Raw genomic sequence first — 19,182 nt, 5'->3', positions numbered from 1 at the left:
CTTTAGACCCCGGCACTTTCAGAATGGGTGAGAACATTGTCCAGTTTGGATAGTGCCTCATCTATATCTGCTTCAGTAATATTCAGCGAAGGCATAAACCGCAGGGCATTGGGCTTAACCGCATTCAGCAGCAGCCCTTCGCTCAGGCAGTTTGATACCAGCTCTTTGGCAATATCGGCTTTGAAATCCAGTGCCATCAGCAGCCCGCAACCGCGATAGCCTTGTATAATACTGTGCTTAGCCTTTAGTTTTTCCAGCCCTTTTATCAGGTATTTGCCCATGGCAGCGGCGTGTTCGGAGATATGGTTATCCAGAATAAATTTCATAGTGGCATAGCCGGCAGCACAGGCCAATGGGTTACCCCCGAAGGTAGAACCGTGTTCGCCTTTGGCAAAGACCGAGGCGCTTTCTTTGGCCATAAATGCCCCGATGGGTACGCCTGAAGCCAGCCCTTTGGCCAGAGTGATAATATCCGGCTCAATGCCGAAATGTTCATAAGCAAAAAGTTTGCCGGTACGGCCGATACCGGTTTGAATTTCATCCAGTATCAAAAGTATGCCGGCTTCGTCACAGATTTTGCGTACTTCTTTGAGATATCCTGCATCAGGTACGTTAACTCCGCTTTCACCCTGTATGGGTTCTAGCATAACGGCACAGGTCTTGTCTGTGATAGCCACTTTTATAGCTTTCGGGTTATTGTATTCCACGTTTACAAATCCGGTTGGCAGGGGAGTATAGGGCTCCTGGTATTTGCTCTGGCCGGATGCCGAGACCATAGCCAGAGTCCGCCCGTGGAAAGAGCCGGTGGCGGTAATAACCTCGTAAGCCCCTTTCAGTTTCAGCTTGCCGTAGCGGCGAGCCAGTTTGACTGCTCCTTCACTAGCTTCAGTACCGCTATTGCAAAAGAAAATACGGTCTAGACAGCTGTTATCAATCAGCAGTTTGGCCAGATTAAGCTGGGGAATGGTGTAAAAATTATTGGAAGTCTGTATAAGGGTGCCAGCCTGCTCAGTAACAGCCTTGACCACCGCCGGATGGCAGTGCCCCAGACTGTTTACCGCCCAGCCTGCCACAAAATCCAGATATTCTTTGCCTTTATCGTCCCAGACTTTTGCACCCTGCCCCTTCACAATAGTGATAGGCGCGCGGTAGAAAGTCTGCATGTAGTACTTATGTTCAAGCTCTTGCCAGTTATCCATTTTAACCTCTTTTATTAAAGTATTATCGCCTTCTTTTGGGAGGCAATTTGCCGGGTTAACAGGTTACTATGTCTAACTGCGCCTGAGATGCTGGCCGGTTACTGTAGTACCGCAATTGCCCTCGGTAAGTTCACGTATCAGCATATGGGGTTTTCTGCCGTCTATAATACAGGCAGAGGAACCTGCCAGTGTAGCCTTAAGGCAGGAACGGAGTTTGGGTATCATACCTCCCGAAGCTGTACCTGAAGCCAGCAGTTCGGCGGCATGGTCTGCGCTTATTTCACCCAGTGCTTCGCCATTCTTGCCCTTTACGGCAGGAACATCTGTCAAAAATACAAGCCGTTCAGCTTGGAGTGCGGAGGCAATTTCTCCGGCTACCGGGTCGCCGTTTATATTTAACAGGCGGCGGCTTCCGGAGGGGCGGTTTATTTGGTGAAAACTGACCGGTGAGATTACCGGGGTTATATTCGCATCCAGCAGGGCGGTGATAAGTTCGGTGTTTACCTGTACCACATCTCCCAGATAGCCGGTTTCGGTTGCCCGTATTTGTCCGGTTATGGTAGCGCTGTCTACCCCAGAGATGCCGGCGGCTTTTATGCCCATATCCAGCAGAGCGGCTACGATTTCCTTGTTTACCAGCCCGGCCAGAATGGCGGCTACCACGTCCAGAGTAGCGTCATCTGTTACCCGTTCGCCGTTAACAAGGCGTGTTTCCAATCCCAGCTTGGCAGACCAAGCGCTTACCGTGCTGGCACCGCCATGAATTAGCACCGGTTTTAATCCCAGCTGTTTCAGGGTGGTAATATCTTTCAGGGAGGTGTCCTTTGAGTCAAGGACTGAACCTCCCAGCTTTATAACAACTATATGGTTACTTGATTGGGTCATTTCCATCTCGGTTTAAGTAGTGTAGTCTGCATTTATTTTTACATATTCGGCTGAAAGGTCACAGCCCCAAGCAGTAGCTTTACCCTGACCAAGGTTAAGGTTAAGCTTTATAATAACCTCTACCTGTCTAAGCCACGAAGAAAGTTCCTTTTCGTCCACGCCTGTGCGTGCACCCTTAAGGAGTACCGGGCTTTCCCCAAGGTACAGGTCTACCATGTCTATATCAAAATCAGCCCCGGCCCGTCCGGCAGCTGCCAGTATCCGTCCCCAGTTGGGATCTGCCCCGTGGACGGCAGTTTTTACCAGGGGTGAGCCGGCTATTACGCGGGCAATCAGTCTGGCATCTTCCAGATTGGCTGCGCCCTCCACCTGTATTTCAATCAGCCGTTTGGCGCCTTCGCCGTCTCTGGCAATGCTTTTAGCCAGATTTTGGCAGACAATGGTAAGTGCCTGCTGGAATACCAGTGAATATTCAGTATTTCCGGCAAAGGTGGGGTTTTCCGCTTGCCCGTTGGAGAGCATAAAAAGGCTGTCATTGGTAGATGTGTCACCATCTACAGTTATCATATTGAAGCTGACGTCAGCCGCTTCTTTAAGGGCAAACTGCAAAAACTCTTTGCTTACAGATGCGTCTGTAGTTATAAAACCCAGCATAGTAGCCATATTAGGGTGAATCATGCCTGCCCCTTTGGCAGCGCCGGCTATATAAAACTGGAAACCCTCTATATTTACCTGTACCGCAATCTCTTTACTGCGGGTGTCGGTGGTCATAATAGCCCGGGCAAATTCATGCCCGTTGCGTTGGGAAAGACCTATCAGGCGGACATTTTCCTTTATTTTATCTATAGGCAGGCGGTGTCCGATAACCCCGGTAGAAGCTATCAGTACGTCTTTGGGTTGCATATTCAGGCTTTCAGCTGTGGCTTTCACCATTTCAATGGCATCTGCCATGCCGGCTTCGCCTGTGCCCGCGTTGGCACAACCGCTGTTGACTACAATGGCCCGGTTATCGGTGAAGCCCAGATTGTGTTCTGAAATATACACCGGGGCAGCCCGGAATTTATTGGTGGTAAATATGCCTGCGGCAATGCAGGGTGTGTCTGAATATAAGATAGCCAGATCCAAATTGTTCTTGGATTTTTTCTTGATACCGGCATAAATCGCACCGGCTTTAAAACCTTTGGGTGTGGTAATGCTGCCATCAGGCAAAATATCTATACTGCTTTTCATAGCATTAGAATATACCACTTCCCAACCCAGAGGGCAATTTGAAAAGGCGGTTATATAAGGTGGAATTTACATCCAGATAGAGCTTTATTTTCAGGCCCCGTGACCTAGATTGGACAAAGATTTGCGCAATCTTTCCGGATTACTGCTTTTTAATACAGCGTTTTCTACACTTATGATTCCTTCTTTGGCCAGACGGGTCAGTTCATTATCCAGCGTTTGCATGCCATCGTTTTTACCCAGTTGCATCACTGTCAGCAGTTCAAAAGTTTTACCCTCGCGGATAAGGTTGCGGGCGGCATTGTTGGCAATCAGTATTTCAAAGGCGGCCACCCGGCCTTTGTTATCCATGCGGGGGATAAGTGTCTGGGAGATAATGGCTTCCAATACTTGGGAAAGCTGGAGGCGAATTTGTTGCTGTTGGGAAGGGGGGAACATATCTATCAAACGGTCTACTGTTTGGGGGGCGTCGGTGGTGTGGAGTGTGCCTATTACCAAATGGCCTGTTTCGGCGGCGGCAATAGCGGTGGATATGGTTTCCAGATCTCTCATTTCGCCAATTACAATTACATTCGGGTCATGGCGGAGGGCGTGTTTCAAAGCTATAGCAAAAGAACGGGTGTCTCCCCCAAGTTCACGCTGGGATATAATGCACTCGTTATCATGGAAAAGATACTCTATGGGGTCTTCAATAGTAATCACATTGGATCTGCGGCAGTTGTTCAGGTGTTCTATCATGGCAGCCTGAGTTGTAGATTTGCCGCTACCGGTAGGGCCGGTAACCAGCAACAGCCCTCTGGGGCGGATAATCAGGCTTTTCAAAATGGGGGGCAGGTTAAGTTCGTCTACATTGCGGATAACAAAGGGTACCACCCTGAAGGCCAGACTTAGACTGCCTCTCTGGCGGAGTACATTTACCCTGAAGCGGGCCAGATTGGTGACGGAGTAAACAAAATCCAGTTCATTATCAGATGCAAATACCTCTTGCTGGTGAGGGGTGGTGATGGACTTGAAAATTTGTTCGGCATCTTCCGGGGTAATCGGCGGATATTGGGGTTGGCGTATCAGGTCTCCGTTTATCCGCAGGACAGGTGAGGTGGGGGCCTTGATATGCAAATCTGAAGCATCTTTGTCCACTACCAGTTTCAGAAGTTCATATATCTCTATCAAGATTACACCTCCCCAATATGCAGATAAACATCACTCAGATATATAACAGATAAACAACTCATTGTATGTATAATAGCCTATAATAAACATATGTCAATAGAAGTTATTTTGAAACGGGCTTTTAGGCAGGTGCAGAGGCGAAAATACAAAGTCACCTATCCCAAGATAAGGCAACACTGAACTTGGGCTAATTACCCCGTTTAGGACGGGTATTTATTAGCCGGTTAATCATGGTTACGGGTCTGGACAGCTTTGCGGATGTTCAAAATTTCCTCCCGGACAGGGGAATCCAGCCATGCCTGAGAAAGGCTGTTGCGTTGTCCGGTTAGCCACAGGTACAGGTCATCTCTGGTCATAGTGCGGCTGCACCAGAGGCATTTATAAACCCCGCTCTCCTGTTTTACCCATTCATGGGTGTGTCCCATAACGGTCTCCTTGCAAGACAGGATTGTATAAATATATTTTATTTTATATCCTGCGGGATTGCTATTAGTGCTAATACGTAATTTAGGGAAAACATGGGGAGAATATAGTATTTGCAGGTTTGGCATTCAGTATCAAACAGGGCAGACTATTCCGGTTCAGTCCTGTTTAAAACAGCTATGGCAATAAATGCGGATATTTTCAGCTGTATCAGCCGCTACTCCGGTCAGGTAAACTACCTTCCAGCCGTCAATGCGGGGTTTATCCTTGTTTTCGTAAATTAGCTTGCGGTTACAACGTATATAAGTGTGGGCATGAGATTGGTCTTTGCACTCGCATTTGCCGCCGCACCTTTGCCACGCTTGTTCAACTACATTGCTATACATATTCACCTCGTAAACTACCAGCCTTATAATAATCAGCCGAAGCAAAATATTTGTCAAGATGTATAGTTGGTTTATAAAGTATAAGGTATCATGATATATATCATTTATAAAAGGGGTTTACTATGAAGGTTTTGGCCATAATGGGCAGCCCGCGTTCTCAGGGGAATACCGCGTTTTTGCTGGATGAGATTCTTTCCGAATTGGAGAAAGAGGGCATTGAGACCCGTAAGATAGATATTGCTCAGGCAAGTATAAAGCCCTGTCTGGGGCATGATAACTGTGCCCAATATAAAAAATGCCCTCAGAATGATGATATGGATGCCATTTTTAAAGAGATGAGTGAAGCCGATGGCTTTATTGTGGCTACCCCTGTCTACTATTACAATGTAACTGCTCAGCTGAAAGCTTTTATAGATCGGCATTATTTTCTTTACAAACATGATGTATCACTGGAGTTTAAAGCTGTGGGGGTTGTTATACTGGCAGAGGAGCAGGGGCTGGATGATACCCTGAACACTCTGGTACAGTACTTGGATAGCAGTTTCAAAGTCAAAGCTGATGAATTGGTGGTTTTGACCGGCTATGCCGCCCGTGAGGGAGATGCAAAAACCAACACTGAACTAATCAACCTTGCCCGCAATATGGGGCAAACGCTGGCGTCTTCGCTGAAAGAAAATTCCTGACAGGTTGGTGGGTTATTTGTTGGTATTTATCTTAAAGGGTATGTAAAGCAAGCAGGTGCCCACCAGTGAAGTTACAATAAATATTGCCGCCAGTACATAAAGTAATATGGACCAGCCGCCTGTGGTTATAAAAACGGCAAGTGCCAGAGCAATGATGCCAAGGATAATGCGTATAGTACGGTCAGCCTTACTCATGTTCTTCGGCATGTTTGCACTCCTTAAGGATACTTACTGCTTATTCTACTCTTCGTAATATTAAGAGCAATACGTACAAATACGTAATATGGTTACCCCAAGTTGCCCGGTCTTTTATATGAATCAGTTTGAGGCGGCAATAATATCAGCCCGCCTAAAAACGGCTGGATCTGGCGTCCGGGTCTTTTTTCCATATCAGGTATGAGTAAATAAATAAGGCTATCACACCCAAAAGCAAGCCGGCTATGCTGGCTATCATCAGCCAGGTGAAGCCGGTAATACCGGCCAGTGTCATTAGCAAGCCTGCGGCCACAAATATCCGGCCGCCCAGCCGGTGGGTTTTATCCCATGACAGGTCACTGGAAAGAGTCCAGGCGGTGCGTATGCCCACAAACCAGGTGGGGCGCAGTTTGCCGAACATATTTCCCAACAGTGCCAGCAACAATCCCACCAGCACCATGATAAATGTATTGGTATTGGCTACAACCCCGTAAGCATAAAGTATGGTTACAATGTAAATGCCGCCGAAGAAGGCTACTATCAGGCGGATAAACATGCTGTATACTTTTTCAAACTTCAGGTAGTTGGCCTTGCGGGGGTCAAGGTAGGGCAGGTATATCAACAGCAAGAAGATTCCAAGGCTTATCAATGGCATAAGCAGCAGGCCTTCAAACTTGCCACCGTAGCGGTCAACAGTTCCGTCAATCCCCCAGTGAACCGGCAGCAAATCCGGGGAATTGGGCCAGGTAATCAGCCCTGCTATGAACATGGCCAAAATAATAAGCAGACTCAGGCGGTGTTCTTTCCAGTTTATGTGCATTATTGCCCTTTCTGTTTTATAGTGTGGAGTTGAGGTTTGTCTTTTTTAAATATTTCCATCATCAGGTTTAGTGTTTCTTCCATTACTGACGTATTCAGATTGTAAAATATATGGTTGCCTTTCTTCTCTTCCCTGATAAGGCCGGCTTCTTTGAGTAATTTAAAATGACCTGACAGAGTAGATAGAGCCAAGTCAAATTCACGGCTTATTTCACCGGCACTTAAAGGGGCGTCACTGAGAAGTTTCAGTATCTGCCTTCGGTTCGGGTCTGACAGGGCTTTAAATACCATATTATCCAACAGTTACACTTCGCAAAAAGTATTTCGGTAGATACCGAAATACTATATAGGCAAGAACAGGTTTTGTCAAAAATAGCCGGACACAACGGGTGATTAACAGCCGCTCCTTATTCACAGTGCCTGATGAGGTAGATTTGGCTAAATGATGAAAGCTAATTTACGGGTGTATGCGGCAGCAAAGCCCGCAGTATCAGGATAGAGATTAAGTGTAAGTTTTTCAAATTAGAGCTATAATTAATCACTTGGTTCAGGCTTAAAAAGGGTGTTCAAGGAGGGGCGTTTAGATGTTTTCCAAAGAGTGGTTTATTTACGTAATTGGACGCTGGTTATTGCTTTCCGGTATTGCCGGTGCCCTTATTCAGTTTGTATTCGCAGATAAACTGGGCATTGCCACTATTCCCGCCTTCCTTTTAAACCAGTTTGTACTGGCCTGCGTTTTCTGGTACGTGGATAAATATATCTTCCAGAGGCATTTTAACCGGGTTAAAGAAGTCTTCAAGTTTCCCCGGGTAAAAGGCAACTTTACTCTTGACCACCAGTACAAAAAAATATCTGAAGAGTATGCCGAATTTGCTCAGGCATATGCCAAAAATCCCGAAGACCACCAGAAATGGCTGCACCAGTTTCTGGATTTGAACCATGCAGTGGAGATGACTGAGCGGGTTCTGCGGGAAAAAGGGGTCAGCGTAGATCAGGAATACTACAATATTGTCCAGCAGAACAAGGCTCGCGGTTTGTACGAAAAAGTCTGATTGCCAGGAAAGGACAAACAGGTGAGAGCCACCAAAGAATTTTTGCAATTGGTTATGGATAAACTTTCCGCCTTGCCCGAAATAGACAGCCGGGCTATGTTTGGAGGCTACGGCATATATTCTGAAGGGCTTATGTTTGGGCTGCTGGCAGATGAAAACAGTTTGTATTTCAAGGCCGGGGATACTAATCTGGCTGATTATGCTTCATATGGCAGCCATCAGTTCAAGCCAATGCCGTATTACGAAGTGCCGGCAGATGTATTTGAAGACGACGGGCTGTTTATAAAATGGGCAGAGCGTTCAGTTATGCAGGCAAAGCTGATGGCCGCAAAGAAAGCTTCCAAAAAGTATAAATAGCATCAGCTTTACAAGCCGGCAAAGGGAAAAACGGCCGGATGCTTAGTCCAAGACTGTTCATTCATTTAGCTGTTGTAAGAGAGTATTCAGCTTTGAAAGTTTTGACAACCAACTCAATCCAAATGGTATATTAGAGGGCATACTATTTAGCACAAGGATACTGGCTAATCCCATTTTTCTATAGCAACAGAGTAATCAAAAATCCGGAGATTTGAGACATGAAAGTAGTGGCTTTTAACGGCAGTCCGCGGGAACAAGGCAACACCCGCAGGGGTTTGGAAATAGTGCTGGCTGAACTGGAGAAAGAGGGTATTCAAACCGAGATTATCCAGTTAGGCGGCAAAAGAGTATTTGGCTGTCTGGCCTGCGGTCAGTGCAAAATAAATAAAAATCTTCGTTGTGCCCGTAATGACGATGAGATGAATACATTTATAGCCAAGATGTTTGAGGCAGACGGTATTATCATAGGTTCCCCCACTTACTTCAGCAATGTCAGCACCGAGGTTAAGGCCCTTATTGACCGGGCAGGAGTAGTAGCCAGAGCCAATAACCATGTGCTCAAGGGCAAGGTAGGTGCTCCTTTGGTTGCTGCCAGACGGGCAGGTGCTACCTTTGTTTATTCGGCTATCAACTTTTTCTTCGGCATCAACCAGATGATAATTCCGGGATCCAGTTATTGGAATATGACTCTTGGCGGGGCGCCGGGTGATATTGAAAAAGACGAAGAGGGTCGGAACACCTTTATCCAGCTGGGCAAAAATATGGCAGATTTGCTTAAAAAACTGAATTAGCATTTTTTAATGCTGGTAACCGATGGGGCTGTTCTTTTAAAGGGCAGCCTTATTATTTTCAGCTAAAAAAGGTATTGTGTTTTGTCCTCTTGCTTATTATGCTAAAAGTATAAAGGCCTAAAAGGAATAAACATATGAAATATAATGAATTAAGCCCTCAGGAAGAAGCAGTTATAGTTCGCAAGGGAACCGAACCGGCCTTCAGCGGTGAATATGTAAATCTGTTTAAAGACGGCACATACGTTTGCCGCCGGTGTGATGCACCGCTTTACCGTGCCAAAGATAAGTTTCATTCAGGTTGCGGCTGGCCCAGCTTTGACGAAGAGCTATCCGGTGCTGTCAAACGTCAGCCTGACCCGGACGGACGGCGGACTGAGATACTGTGTGCCGCCTGCGGCGGGCATTTGGGGCATGTCTTTGAAGGGGAGAGTTTTACCCCTAAAGATACCCGTCACTGTGTAAATTCGCTTTCAATCAAGTTAGTGCCAGACAATGGTGGCAATAAATGAATGAAATAGCCGTCTTCGGCGGGGGCTGTTTCTGGTGCATGGAGGCGGTCTTTAGTAGCCTTTCGGGTGTGACCAAGGTTGAACCCGGATACGCCGGGGGAACTTTGCCGAATCCCACTTACCAGCAAGTCTGCGCTGGAGATACCGGGCATGCCGAGGTAATAAGGCTGGAGTTTGATGCCGCTCTTATTTCATATACGGCCCTGCTGGATATCTTTTTCCAAATGCATGACCCTTCCACCCTAAACCGTCAGGGTGAAGATGTAGGCAGCCAGTACCGCTCAGTTATTTTTTATACCACTCCCTCCCAGAAGGCACAGGCTGAAAAAACCATAAAAACACTTGATGAAAATGGTGCTTTTGCCAAACGGATAGTGACCGATGTGTTGCCTTTAACAGAGTTTTATCCGGCTGAAGACTATCACCATAATTATTATGCATCCAATTCAAGCCAGACTTACTGCCGCTTTGTTATCCAGCCGAAGCTTGCCAAACTGAAAGAACACTTGCCTAAGCTACGAAAGACGGTTTAACCTAAAATAGCCTGCGTTTTTAAGCAGTGGGTGCTTCGGAGAAGAATCTCTTTTTTAGACGCAATGAGGCATTTACCAATAATATCAGAGCCGGCACTTCTATAAGCGGACCTATGACGGATGCAAATGCTTCACCGGAATTTAACCCGAACAAGGCAATAGCCACTGCGATAGCCAGTTCAAAATCATTTGAGCTGGCGGTGAATGCTACGGTGGCTGTTTTTTGGTAGCCGGCATTCAATTTTTTACTGACAAAAAATGCCCCGAACCACATTATTCCAAAATATAATACCAGTGGGATAGCTATTCGCAGTACATGCAGAGGCAGTTCAACGATGTATTCTCCCTTCAGGGAAAACATGATTACAATGGTGAATAAAAGGGCGATAGGAGTAATCAGGCTAAACCTGGGTATGAAACGATTTTCAAACCAGTCTTTGCCTTTAAGTGCCAGCAGGCTATAACGGGTGATAACCCCCAGTAAGAAAGGTATTCCAAGATAAATAAATACAGTTTTAGCTGCTTGAGCTATAGAAAGTTCAATATCCAGGCCATCTGCCAGTCCCATTTTCCCCAAAAGAAAGGTAATAAAGAAATATATATAAACCGAGTAAAAAAGTACCTGGAAAATAGCATTTATACCCACCAGCCCCACTGCATATTCACGGTCACCTTTTGCCAGCTCATTCCACACAATTACCATAGCGATGCATCTGGCTAGCCCAACCATAATAATGCCAATCATGTATTCGGGGTAATCACGAAGGAAGAGGAGTGCCAGCCCAAACATCAGCATAGGCCCAATCACCCAGTTTAAGAGCAATGAAAAGCTAAGGAACTTCAAATCTTTAAAAACCAGAGGGATTTTTTCATATCGGACTCTGGTCAGAGGCGGGAACATCATAAGAATAAGGCCGACAGCAATTGGTATTGAAGTAGTGCCGATTTGAAAAGAAGTGATAATGTCTGAAGTCTGGGGTACAAAATACCCCAGACCAATGCCTCCAAGCATGGCCAGAAATATCCATAGTGTCAGAAACCGGTCAAGCAGGGGCAGCTTATTTGCTATTTCATTTGATGGCAAAAGTTTGTCGCTTTATTTAGAATATTGCCTTAAATATAGTGAACAATTAGATATTAGTCAACTATCTTTAAACTAAATTGTTTAGCTTACTCGATTATGGGGCAAGTCCAACATATTACGTGTGGCTTGCCTGCATGTCAGGCTTTCTGTTCCGTTACTAAAGGGTTTGCTGTATATTGCGGATAAGGCATTATAAAAAGGCGGCTCTTTTACGAGCCGCCTTTAGTTTTTTCTTTAACCTGCTGTAAAGCCGTTTTAGCTTTCAGTTATGGTTATTTTTATAATCTTGGGGGGATTGGATGGGGTGCTGACCTCACCATAACTGTTACCCACCACTGATACTGAAGCCAGCTTGGTAATCACGTCCATACCCTCAATCACCCTGCCAAACTGGGTGTAGTTGGGTTGGTAGTTCAGATTTTTAGCCTGTGCTCCGGTACAGACAAAGAACTGGCTGCCGTTGGTATTGGGGCCGGCGTTTGCCATGGCAACTATGCCGGGGTCATACGAGTGTTTTACCGGCAGTTCATCCGCAAAGCGGTAACCCGGACCACCTCTGCCGGTGCCGGTCTGGTCACCGGTCTGGATCATAAACTCTTTTATTATGCGGTGGAAAATAACCCCGTTGTAGTAGTTTTGCTTAGCCAGAAAAACAAAATTATTTACTGTTTTGGGGGATTCAGAAGCAAAGAGCTCAATCTTGAAACTCCCCAGTGTAGTTTCAATGGTAGCATAGTATTGCTTGGCGGGGTCTATCTGCATGGCCGGGGCGGTAGTCCAAGACATGGGTGTTACTTCAGGTACTGCATCGCCGCCGCAGCTGCCGGCAAACAGAGTTACGGGGAACAGTGTAGCCAAAATAAGGGCTTTAGTGGATTTCATTAGTCTACCTTTCTGATATGAATTATATTGGTTGGCTGTTTTAATAAATCGTACCGTTTATGGTATCAGAAAAAGCCCTGCTTTTCCATCAGGTATTAAGTATTTTATATCTGCGGGCAGGTTGCACGTCCTGTATAAAGGGGGTTTTAATCCGTGCAACCTGGCTTTATAATTAATATTAGCCAAGCGGTTTTTCCGGGAAAATGACGATATTATCCTCATATATCCCCACGTTGCAGGCTGTTTCAGAGAATAATAGTGCGGTTATTATGGACGAAGATGCGGTGGTCTAAAAATATCTTCATAGCCTGCGAAAGCACCAGCTTCTCAATATCCCTGCCTTTTACCATCAGATCTTCCACACTGTCTTCATGGCTTATGGGCATGGTGGATTGAGAGATTATAGGGCCTTTGTCCAGATTATTATTTACAAAATGGGCGGTAGCCCCCACCAGCTTTACTCCGCGTTCAATAGCCTGATGGTAAGGGCGCGCCCCCTCAAAGGCCGGAAGGAACGAGTGGTGGATATTTATTATCCTGTTTTCAAAACGGGCTACAAATTCAGGTGAAAGTACCTGCATATATCTGGCCAGTATCATGAAATCTATATTGTATTTGGAAATCAGGAGGGTTTGTTCGTTTTCTGCTTCTAGTTTGTTTTCAGGGTTAACCTTTACTACTTTATAATCAATGCCGAATAAATCGGCTATTTGTTTCAGATCAGGGTGGTTGCTGATAATCAGGGGGATATCGCACTTCAGTTCACCGGCTTTATACCTGAGCAGTATATCCCACAGGCAATGGTCGTATTTAGATACGAATATAGCTAGGCGGGGTTTCCTGTCAGAGTAGAATATCTGACAGTTATCTGCATAGTTGTATTCCTGCCCCATAGTTGCAATCTCGGATTCCATCTGTTCACGGCTAAGTGTGAAGGCTGAGATATCCCATTCCAAGCGCATGAAGAAAGTATTGGACGGGGGGTCTACAAATTCGTCCAGAGTGATTATATTGCCGTTATTACGGTAAATAAAGCTTGAAATACTGGAAATGATGCCTTTTTTATCCGTGCAGTGAATCTTGAGTGTGGCGCTGACCATGTTTTTTCTCTTTATAAAAAGTTACTACATACTCTACCAGTTATTTAGCGTCAAAACAATCTTTTCAGCTATGCATTGCAGGGCAAATAACGTAATAGTGCTGAATAATATCGGCAAAATACATGGGTTCTGGTTTGTGCTAGTATCGGCAAGTGCAAATATCAGCTAAAACTTGAAGTGGACAAACACCCGCCCGAAATTTTTATCGTCCTTTTCCAGCCGGTGATAGAGTTTTTTGATGTCCGGCTGTGCCAGAAACCTGAGGACATGTTTTTTGAGTTGACCGGAACCCTTGCCGGGGATAATCTCTACCGGGCTGATTTTCTTTTCAACTGCTTGGTTAATTACCCTGTGCAGTTCTGCTTCAATCTGCCCGCCCTTATTGTAAATGTCATGCAAATCTAAAACCAGTTTGGCCATTTCATCTTACCGCTTAAATATTTGGCAGGTGGAGGAAGGTGTGCCTGCCAGTGAATCATAAACTAAAATGGCATGGCTTGCCAAATATGCGGAGGATTTTTGCCCAGCAGTGAAATAATGGAGCAGGCGGCAGTTACTTCGGATTTGAATATATGCCGGCAGCAAATGCGTTCAAGTGTTTTAAATATTCTGGAGGCTGTTCAAAATGAATCATATGGCCTGAAGTTATTCTGGCAAATTGGGTTTGAGGGGTGAGTGCGAGCAGATGATTTATATCTTGGTTATCCATTGCCCCCACCAGCCCGAAATCAGGGTGTCTGAACCAATTGGCCTGCAGAACAAACACCGGGCATTTTACTTTTTTTAAAGCTTCCGCATGGTCAAAGGCTTCGCATGCCCGGCCGTCAACAAATGCTTTGGTAAAATCAGGGTCATATTGCGAAAGCCCCTTTATCAGCATGCGTGTTTCAGCTGGAAGCAGAGCTAGGTCTACCGGCTTGCCTGGTTTCAGCCACTGGTGCAGTCTTACCATTCCGGCCATTGCTCCTGTAAGCCAGACAGGAAACTGAATAACTCTCTGTTTGCCTTCAATTGGCACTTCCATGCCCTTGAAAAATGCAGCCAGATTTCGGCCTTCAGCGGAACCGATAGTTTCGGCATTGCGTTTGAAAATGCGGTATACCCGGCAATCATCTCTGAGCCGAGGCCATTCTGCACTGAATACAGGAGTGTCTTCCAGAATAATACCGCTAACCAGTTCAGGGACATTTGCCGCCAACCACAGGGCTATCAGGCCGCCTGAGGAATTGCCGGAGATTATTGCCGGCCGTCTGACAACTTGTTCCAGAAAAATCTTAAAATCATTTCCCATATTCGGGAAATGATTTTTGCCGGTTGTCCAGCCTGATTTTCCGTGACCGCGCACGTCTACTGCAAAAACCTGAAAGTTCTTTGCCAAGGGTGTCATTACTCTTTGGTAACTTTCCAGCGAAAGCCCCTGGCCGGGTATGAGAACAAGCGGAGGCCCATTATCCGGTCCAGCCAGATAATGGATTAGTACCTCACCTGTATCCAGGTTATTTTCTTTTAGCTGAAGTTTCATTTACCCTGAATGCCACTATCTTTTTAACCAAAGAATAAGGAATAGGCTCATTTAGCGGAAACCTGACGGTGCCTTTGGATATTTCATAGGCTGACAGCTCTTTTTCAAAGGCTTTTATTCCTGATGGAGTAGGGTAAAATCCTATATGGTTTTTATAGGCGCCAAAATGCACCAGATTGCCATTTTGTTTAAATGTGGGTATGCCGTAACTTATAGTCTCAGTGGCCTTCGGTGCCTGTTCATGTATAGCTTGCCTTAAATCCTGCAAAATATTCCGGACGTTTTCAGGGAACCCTTTGATATATTTATCTATGCTTAGGTCTGGTGTATTCAGCATCTGTTTATTTCCCCGTCTCGCCAAGTTTCAGCCAGATGTATGCAAATCTATTGTAAGGCTAATTTCAAGCAGGTTCAATATATCTTGTGGTTTAGAGTACATATTTGACAGGGTATATTGCGAACGAAATATTTTAGCGAGAGGCTAATCTCACTTCCGAAGACCCTCCGCAATTCCATGTGCAAAGTTTATTGCCGGTACGGTGGGCATCCAATCTAAGCCTTCCAATACTGCGGTGCCAGCGCCCCGCCGGCACTACTTCCGCATAGCTGATTTTCAGGTATTGACCAAGACACCACATGGCGTTTATATCCGCTATGTCATGGCTGACCTCACCGGTTGTTTCCAGGTGGACAAGGAACTTAGTGATAAAATCCTCAAGGGTTTTGCCTGTTTCCCCCCGGTAAGGCGGGGTATGCAGTATTTGCAGGTATTCACGAGGGGATAAACCTGTCTCCAATTGTTTTCGGCCTGCCAGTATTTTGCCCTGTCCTGTATTGGGTATTACCGGAATATTTTCAACCAGTCCCACAGACCAGCCGGGCAGGGCACAAATACTCTTGTTAGTTACTGCTTCCTGCTTAGTTTGTCCCCGGTGGTTATTCGAATATTTTTCAGGGAAATAAACAAGTTCGTCAGTATCCAACGCTTGAAGTAGCGTTTCCCATACCCAGACATGTTTTTGGCTATTAACCCGTACCGGTATAAAGGGGTCAGAGTCAGATAGCCTGGTCTGGTAGATTTCTTTTTGGGCGGCATGTTTGATAATGGAAGTTTCCAAGCGGTTTATTAGAAGGGACATTGGCATAGATATCGGTGTGAGTGCCAAGCGGTTAAAGCCCTGAGGAATTTTCATGGATATCAGTTCATGGTTAATCTCAAAAAGGTCTAAAACTTGTTCCAAACTTGGCAGCGGGTATTCCTGTCCGTCTATGCCAATAATGCCGGGTTTCCTGCTTTGAGGCAGGACAGCCAAAAGATTGGCTTGATTTAGGGCTTTTACACATCGGGCATACTCTGTTTCAACCGGAAACAGGCGTTTGAGCGGGGGCGTTTCTTTTATCGTATCAGTTTGGGACGAAACTGGTTTTGGCATATCAGATTATACCATTTGCGAAATACCCGCTTCACTATATTTGTTATACGGCATTTACATAAAACCAAAAAGAAAGAGCAGGCAAGAAAATTGCCTTAGTCTGAATATGTTATCGCTGTCTAAAAACAGGGATTGTATTTGCAGGTTGGCGAGGTTAAAATTTTATCAATCGGACAGGTATCTTCATAATTGCATTAGGAGGTTTGCCATGATTCGAGGCTGTAGAGTACTTAAAGTCATTTCTTTTATTATGGCGGTAGCAATGCTTAGCGGATGTACTGGTGCACCTGCTGCCGAAGACAATACACCTGCTGAACCTTCCTCAAATCAAAGTAATGAAATTCTGGCAGGTCTGGTCACCGTATGGCATATGGATGAAGGAACCGGAAATATTATTTACGACTCTACCACCAGCCATAATGATGGTTTGATAAGCGGCGCCAGTTGGGTCACAGGTAAAAAGGGCTATGCCTTGAGTTTTAATGGTGAGGACAACTGGGTAACGGTGGCTCAAACGTTTATATTCCACCAATCCGCTGAGGCTACTATTTCATTTTGGATTAACCCGGCAGACACTACTCACCGTCCTGTTTTTTGGACCCGAAGTGACAATGATGATCTAAATAGGTATCACATTTTTTGCGGATGGGATAATCAATCTCTCTTTGGGTTTGACTATCGCTCTGCTGACAGTACACTCCATGAATTTGGTGAGTTTGATATACCCTTGAACCAGTGGACTCACATTGCAATTAGTCGTTTTGGCAATGATTACAGTATCTACCGGAACGGGCAATTAATAAATCAGATAACAGATAACTCTCCCAGCGTGCCCACATATGAAGGCAGCTGGTTTATAGGGCGGAGGAATTTAACCGAAACTTTGTATAAAGGGCTGATAGATGAAATCGCAATATACAACCGTGCCCTTTCAGCTGCAGAAGTTTTAAGTATTTACCGGGGATAGTTTATTAAAGTCGGGCTAAGATAACTTGAAAGCAGTATTTGGAAGGCAAACTGCTCTTGGTTGTCTGAGCCGTTTCCCCCGGGTAATTGCCAGAATAATAATACCCAGAATGCCGATACCGAATGCAGGGCCAGTAGGGTTATGCGACAGGAATGTCCACACGGCAAAAACGATACAAAGTAATCCAACTATCAATCGGTCTGTTCGCATAGTTTAGCCCCTTCTTTGAAATATATTATTATACTTGTTTATTATATCTGCAACAGGGCGAAGATTGCCTTTTGCATGTATGTCATTATAGGTTTATAAAATTTTCATTCGGTTAAAGTTTTCGTATAATAGTACAGTTGTCTTGCAGCAATTGTACTATTAGCTCCACCCAGAACTAGTATCAGATAGGGTATGATGAATATATTTCCTGTTATCCTTGGATTGTCAGTTATTACTTGGCTCATTATTAACGATAACACTATGGTAATTATGCCTAAAGCTATATACCACTTTGACAAACTCTCTTTGGATAATGCCTGAATAATGCCCAATCCGGTTACTAATAATCCTCCGGCAGCTGTGAGGAAATATTCGAGTGGTGAATTGGGTGGGGGGGCGTCTGTAATTATGCTGGGTATACCGTCAGGTCCATAAGTCGGTTCATGCACGGGCAGTTCGGTCCACCTTGCTTGGTTTATCGCTACCAAAGAACAGAGAATGATTAATACTCCTAACACTATCTGTATAGTGTTGTAGAAAAATCTCAGCTTTACCTTGCAGTCAATATCAGGGGTTGAGGCGTTAAAATTTTTAGTCATACTCTTGCCGTATAGTCCTTTATGATAAGATTATGCGTTTCGAAATACTTCAGAAGTTTAGATTTAATAGCTGAATCTAACGGTTTATTTACAGGGTAATTGTTTTGGAAGTAGATACAATTAAAACTCTTATCCAGTTTCAGTGTAGCATCAGTTATAATAACCCCTATGGTGCTGAAGGAAGAAACAGATGACCAGAATTTGCCTTGGCATATCTCTTCGCCACCAAACTTTATCATAAACTCCTTGGAGTAAAGCCCGTCTGAAAGCTTGGGAATATCATCGTATCCCAGATATGCCTTCCACTTCTCAATCCCTGATTCGTTGAGTATCAGCGCATTTTCAGCATTATTGAAAGCGGAGATGTCCTGGTCAGTCAGCAATGCTTCCGAGTTGTCTACCAGAATAATCATGAAACTGGTTTAGTTTTCAGCCAAGTAACCGGCTAGCGGCTGAATAAACAAGCAGATAAGAATAAAATAGACTAGGGATTTTGCTTTCGTGATATGCACTTTCCTTAACTATTTTGACTTTAAGATACTCTTTCATATTTAAAATAGCAATACCACGCTGTTCCTGAATGAGAAACCAAGAGAACTTTAAATGCAATTGCCTCTTCTGGTTTTACTCCATCTATCGAATAAATTACAGGATTAGGACTACCCTTATCGTCCGGAGACGATAAGCTGCCAACCGGATAGTCAGTAGCTGTATTAGTCGCCGCATCATATGTACCGATAAGATGTATGTTAGTTAATATCTGCTGTTTAGCTACTATTTCACCTGAGTTACGATATAAATGACCTTGATAAGTTATTTCTGAAGAAACCGGAGAAGCTCCCCACAATGCTTCGTCGCTACCGCACCCGGTAAGACTTAGTGTAGAGAATGTCAGTATACCTAATAATCCAATTAGAGCCACTCTAGCTTTCATTTTACTCTCTCCATAGCACTATTATACTGCATAAATCCTGAAACCAATCCGATTTTGGGTAATGGTAAAGGTATTTACACTGCCCTCATCCCAAAACTGTACCAACTAATATTGGAGAAATCTCCACTCATTTTCAAGTCAACATTAAATTGGTTTCGTTTTAGGAGGTCTGATAATAAATGCAGGAAAGTATTAAAGAACTTTGTGCGAAAGTGGTACTCT

At 44.8% G+C, this 19,182-nt stretch carries 26 protein-coding genes; 7 read left to right on the top strand and 19 right to left on the bottom strand.

The window, feature by feature from the left end:
- Positions 1–2: 2 nt before the first annotated feature.
- From WC259_RS01020 to WC259_RS00995, 6 genes are all read right to left on the bottom strand, one after another.
- Positions 3–1,199 (bottom strand): acetylornithine transaminase, encoded by a 1,197-nt coding sequence (locus WC259_RS01020; protein WP_011309616.1) that lies wholly within the window; start codon positions 1,197–1,199, stop codon positions 3–5.
- Positions 1,200–1,271: 72 nt separating this feature from the next.
- The gene (argB, locus tag WC259_RS01015) at positions 1,272–2,090 is read right to left on the bottom strand and encodes an acetylglutamate kinase (RefSeq protein ID WP_061977389.1); all 819 of its coding nucleotides are present in this window, start codon (positions 2,088–2,090) and stop codon (positions 1,272–1,274) included.
- 6 nt (positions 2,091–2,096) lie between these two features.
- Complete coding sequence (gene argJ, locus WC259_RS01010) at positions 2,097–3,314, bottom strand: bifunctional glutamate N-acetyltransferase/amino-acid acetyltransferase ArgJ (RefSeq protein ID WP_061977387.1); 1,218 nt, start codon at positions 3,312–3,314, stop codon at positions 2,097–2,099.
- 90 nt (positions 3,315–3,404) lie between these two features.
- Positions 3,405–4,481 (bottom strand): type IV pilus twitching motility protein PilT, encoded by a 1,077-nt coding sequence (locus WC259_RS01005; RefSeq protein ID WP_011309613.1) that lies wholly within the window; start codon positions 4,479–4,481, stop codon positions 3,405–3,407.
- Between the two features lie 224 nt (positions 4,482–4,705).
- Positions 4,706–4,906 (bottom strand): hypothetical protein, encoded by a 201-nt coding sequence (locus tag WC259_RS01000; protein ID WP_011929293.1) that lies wholly within the window; start codon positions 4,904–4,906, stop codon positions 4,706–4,708.
- 156 nt (positions 4,907–5,062) lie between these two features.
- Positions 5,063–5,290, bottom strand: a complete 228-nt coding sequence (locus WC259_RS00995; protein ID WP_015407161.1) for a hypothetical protein — start codon at positions 5,288–5,290, stop codon at positions 5,063–5,065.
- A 122-nt stretch (positions 5,291–5,412) separates the two neighbouring features.
- Between WC259_RS00995 and WC259_RS00990 the strand changes: the two genes are divergently transcribed.
- On the top strand, positions 5,413–5,973 hold the full coding sequence (locus WC259_RS00990) for a flavodoxin family protein (protein ID WP_011929291.1): 561 nt from the start codon (positions 5,413–5,415) through the stop codon (positions 5,971–5,973).
- A gap of 12 nt (positions 5,974–5,985) precedes the next feature.
- On the opposite strand, the gene WC259_RS00985 is transcribed toward WC259_RS00990, so the two are convergent.
- From WC259_RS00985 to WC259_RS00975, 3 genes are all read right to left on the bottom strand, one after another.
- The gene (locus WC259_RS00985) at positions 5,986–6,180 is read right to left on the bottom strand and encodes a DUF2892 domain-containing protein (protein WP_011309609.1); all 195 of its coding nucleotides are present in this window, start codon (positions 6,178–6,180) and stop codon (positions 5,986–5,988) included.
- Positions 6,181–6,322: 142 nt separating this feature from the next.
- Positions 6,323–6,988 (bottom strand): SdpI family protein, encoded by a 666-nt coding sequence (locus tag WC259_RS00980; RefSeq protein WP_011309608.1) that lies wholly within the window; start codon positions 6,986–6,988, stop codon positions 6,323–6,325.
- Complete coding sequence (locus WC259_RS00975; protein WP_011929289.1) at positions 6,988–7,278, bottom strand: autorepressor SdpR family transcription factor; 291 nt, start codon at positions 7,276–7,278, stop codon at positions 6,988–6,990. Before WC259_RS00975 ends, WC259_RS00980 begins: the two co-directional genes overlap by 1 nt.
- A gap of 293 nt (positions 7,279–7,571) precedes the next feature.
- On the opposite strand from WC259_RS00975, the gene WC259_RS00970 reads away from it, so the two are divergent.
- The 5 genes from WC259_RS00970 to msrA all read left to right on the top strand — a co-directional run bounded on the left by WC259_RS00970 (position 7,572) and on the right by msrA (position 10,229).
- Positions 7,572–8,039, top strand: coding sequence for a hypothetical protein (locus tag WC259_RS00970; protein ID WP_011309606.1), 468 nt, complete (start codon positions 7,572–7,574; stop codon positions 8,037–8,039).
- A gap of 21 nt (positions 8,040–8,060) precedes the next feature.
- Positions 8,061–8,396 (top strand): TfoX/Sxy family protein, encoded by a 336-nt coding sequence (locus tag WC259_RS00965; RefSeq protein WP_011309605.1) that lies wholly within the window; start codon positions 8,061–8,063, stop codon positions 8,394–8,396.
- A gap of 218 nt (positions 8,397–8,614) precedes the next feature.
- A complete protein-coding gene (locus tag WC259_RS00960; RefSeq protein WP_011309604.1) occupies positions 8,615–9,187 on the top strand; it encodes a flavodoxin family protein in 573 nt (190 codons plus the stop codon).
- A 134-nt stretch (positions 9,188–9,321) separates the two neighbouring features.
- Positions 9,322–9,696, top strand: coding sequence for a methionine-R-sulfoxide reductase (locus WC259_RS00955; RefSeq protein ID WP_015407159.1), 375 nt, complete (start codon positions 9,322–9,324; stop codon positions 9,694–9,696).
- Positions 9,693–10,229 carry a peptide-methionine (S)-S-oxide reductase MsrA gene (gene msrA / locus WC259_RS00950; protein WP_015407158.1) on the top strand — a complete coding sequence of 179 codons (537 nt, stop codon included), beginning with the start codon at positions 9,693–9,695 and terminating at the stop codon, positions 10,227–10,229. Before WC259_RS00955 ends, msrA begins: the two co-directional genes overlap by 4 nt.
- Positions 10,230–10,248: 19 nt before the next feature.
- Here msrA and arsB read toward each other — a convergent pair whose 3' ends face one another.
- The 7 genes from arsB to WC259_RS00915 all read right to left on the bottom strand — a co-directional run bounded on the left by arsB (position 10,249) and on the right by WC259_RS00915 (position 16,250).
- Positions 10,249–11,313 carry an ACR3 family arsenite efflux transporter gene (gene arsB, locus WC259_RS00945; RefSeq protein ID WP_015407157.1) on the bottom strand — a complete coding sequence of 355 codons (1,065 nt, stop codon included), beginning with the start codon at positions 11,311–11,313 and terminating at the stop codon, positions 10,249–10,251.
- Positions 11,314–11,568: 255 nt separating this feature from the next.
- Entirely contained in the window at positions 11,569–12,195 is a 627-nt protein-coding gene (locus tag WC259_RS00940; protein ID WP_011309600.1) for a peptidylprolyl isomerase, read from the bottom strand.
- Positions 12,196–12,440: 245 nt separating this feature from the next.
- Positions 12,441–13,295, bottom strand: coding sequence for a formyltetrahydrofolate deformylase (gene purU / locus WC259_RS00935; RefSeq protein WP_011309599.1), 855 nt, complete (start codon positions 13,293–13,295; stop codon positions 12,441–12,443).
- 165 nt (positions 13,296–13,460) lie between these two features.
- Positions 13,461–13,715 carry a Smr/MutS family protein gene (locus tag WC259_RS00930; protein ID WP_011309598.1) on the bottom strand — a complete coding sequence of 85 codons (255 nt, stop codon included), beginning with the start codon at positions 13,713–13,715 and terminating at the stop codon, positions 13,461–13,463.
- A gap of 133 nt (positions 13,716–13,848) precedes the next feature.
- Positions 13,849–14,817, bottom strand: coding sequence for an alpha/beta fold hydrolase (locus tag WC259_RS00925; protein ID WP_372642824.1), 969 nt, complete (start codon positions 14,815–14,817; stop codon positions 13,849–13,851).
- A complete protein-coding gene (locus WC259_RS00920; RefSeq protein ID WP_011309595.1) occupies positions 14,792–15,154 on the bottom strand; it encodes an iron chaperone in 363 nt (120 codons plus the stop codon). The genes WC259_RS00925 and WC259_RS00920 overlap by 26 nt, the downstream gene beginning before the upstream one ends.
- A gap of 133 nt (positions 15,155–15,287) precedes the next feature.
- The gene (locus WC259_RS00915) at positions 15,288–16,250 is read right to left on the bottom strand and encodes a hypothetical protein (protein WP_372642821.1); all 963 of its coding nucleotides are present in this window, start codon (positions 16,248–16,250) and stop codon (positions 15,288–15,290) included.
- Between the two features lie 208 nt (positions 16,251–16,458).
- Between WC259_RS00915 and WC259_RS00910 the strand changes: the two genes are divergently transcribed.
- Positions 16,459–17,217: a LamG domain-containing protein gene (locus WC259_RS00910; protein WP_078986968.1), complete on the top strand. Its 759-nt coding sequence runs from the start codon at positions 16,459–16,461 to the stop codon at positions 17,215–17,217.
- Positions 17,218–17,531: 314 nt separating this feature from the next.
- Here WC259_RS00910 and WC259_RS00905 read toward each other — a convergent pair whose 3' ends face one another.
- The 3 genes from WC259_RS00905 to WC259_RS00895 all read right to left on the bottom strand — a co-directional run bounded on the left by WC259_RS00905 (position 17,532) and on the right by WC259_RS00895 (position 18,960).
- Positions 17,532–18,026, bottom strand: a complete 495-nt coding sequence (locus WC259_RS00905) for a hypothetical protein (protein WP_012984419.1) — start codon at positions 18,024–18,026, stop codon at positions 17,532–17,534.
- Entirely contained in the window at positions 18,023–18,439 is a 417-nt protein-coding gene (locus tag WC259_RS00900; protein WP_011309591.1) for a hypothetical protein, read from the bottom strand. Before WC259_RS00900 ends, WC259_RS00905 begins: the two co-directional genes overlap by 4 nt.
- Before the next feature lie 119 nt (positions 18,440–18,558).
- On the bottom strand, positions 18,559–18,960 hold the full coding sequence (locus tag WC259_RS00895) for a hypothetical protein (protein WP_034376357.1): 402 nt from the start codon (positions 18,958–18,960) through the stop codon (positions 18,559–18,561).
- Positions 18,961–19,182 lie beyond the last annotated feature (222 nt).

Origin of the sequence: Dehalococcoides sp. (genome assembly GCF_041654235.1) — a bacterium.
Lineage (GTDB): Bacteria > Chloroflexota > Dehalococcoidia > Dehalococcoidales > Dehalococcoidaceae > Dehalococcoides > Dehalococcoides mccartyi_B.
Note: the sequence above shows the minus strand (reverse complement) of the source record. Positions and strands in the feature narration are given on the sequence as shown.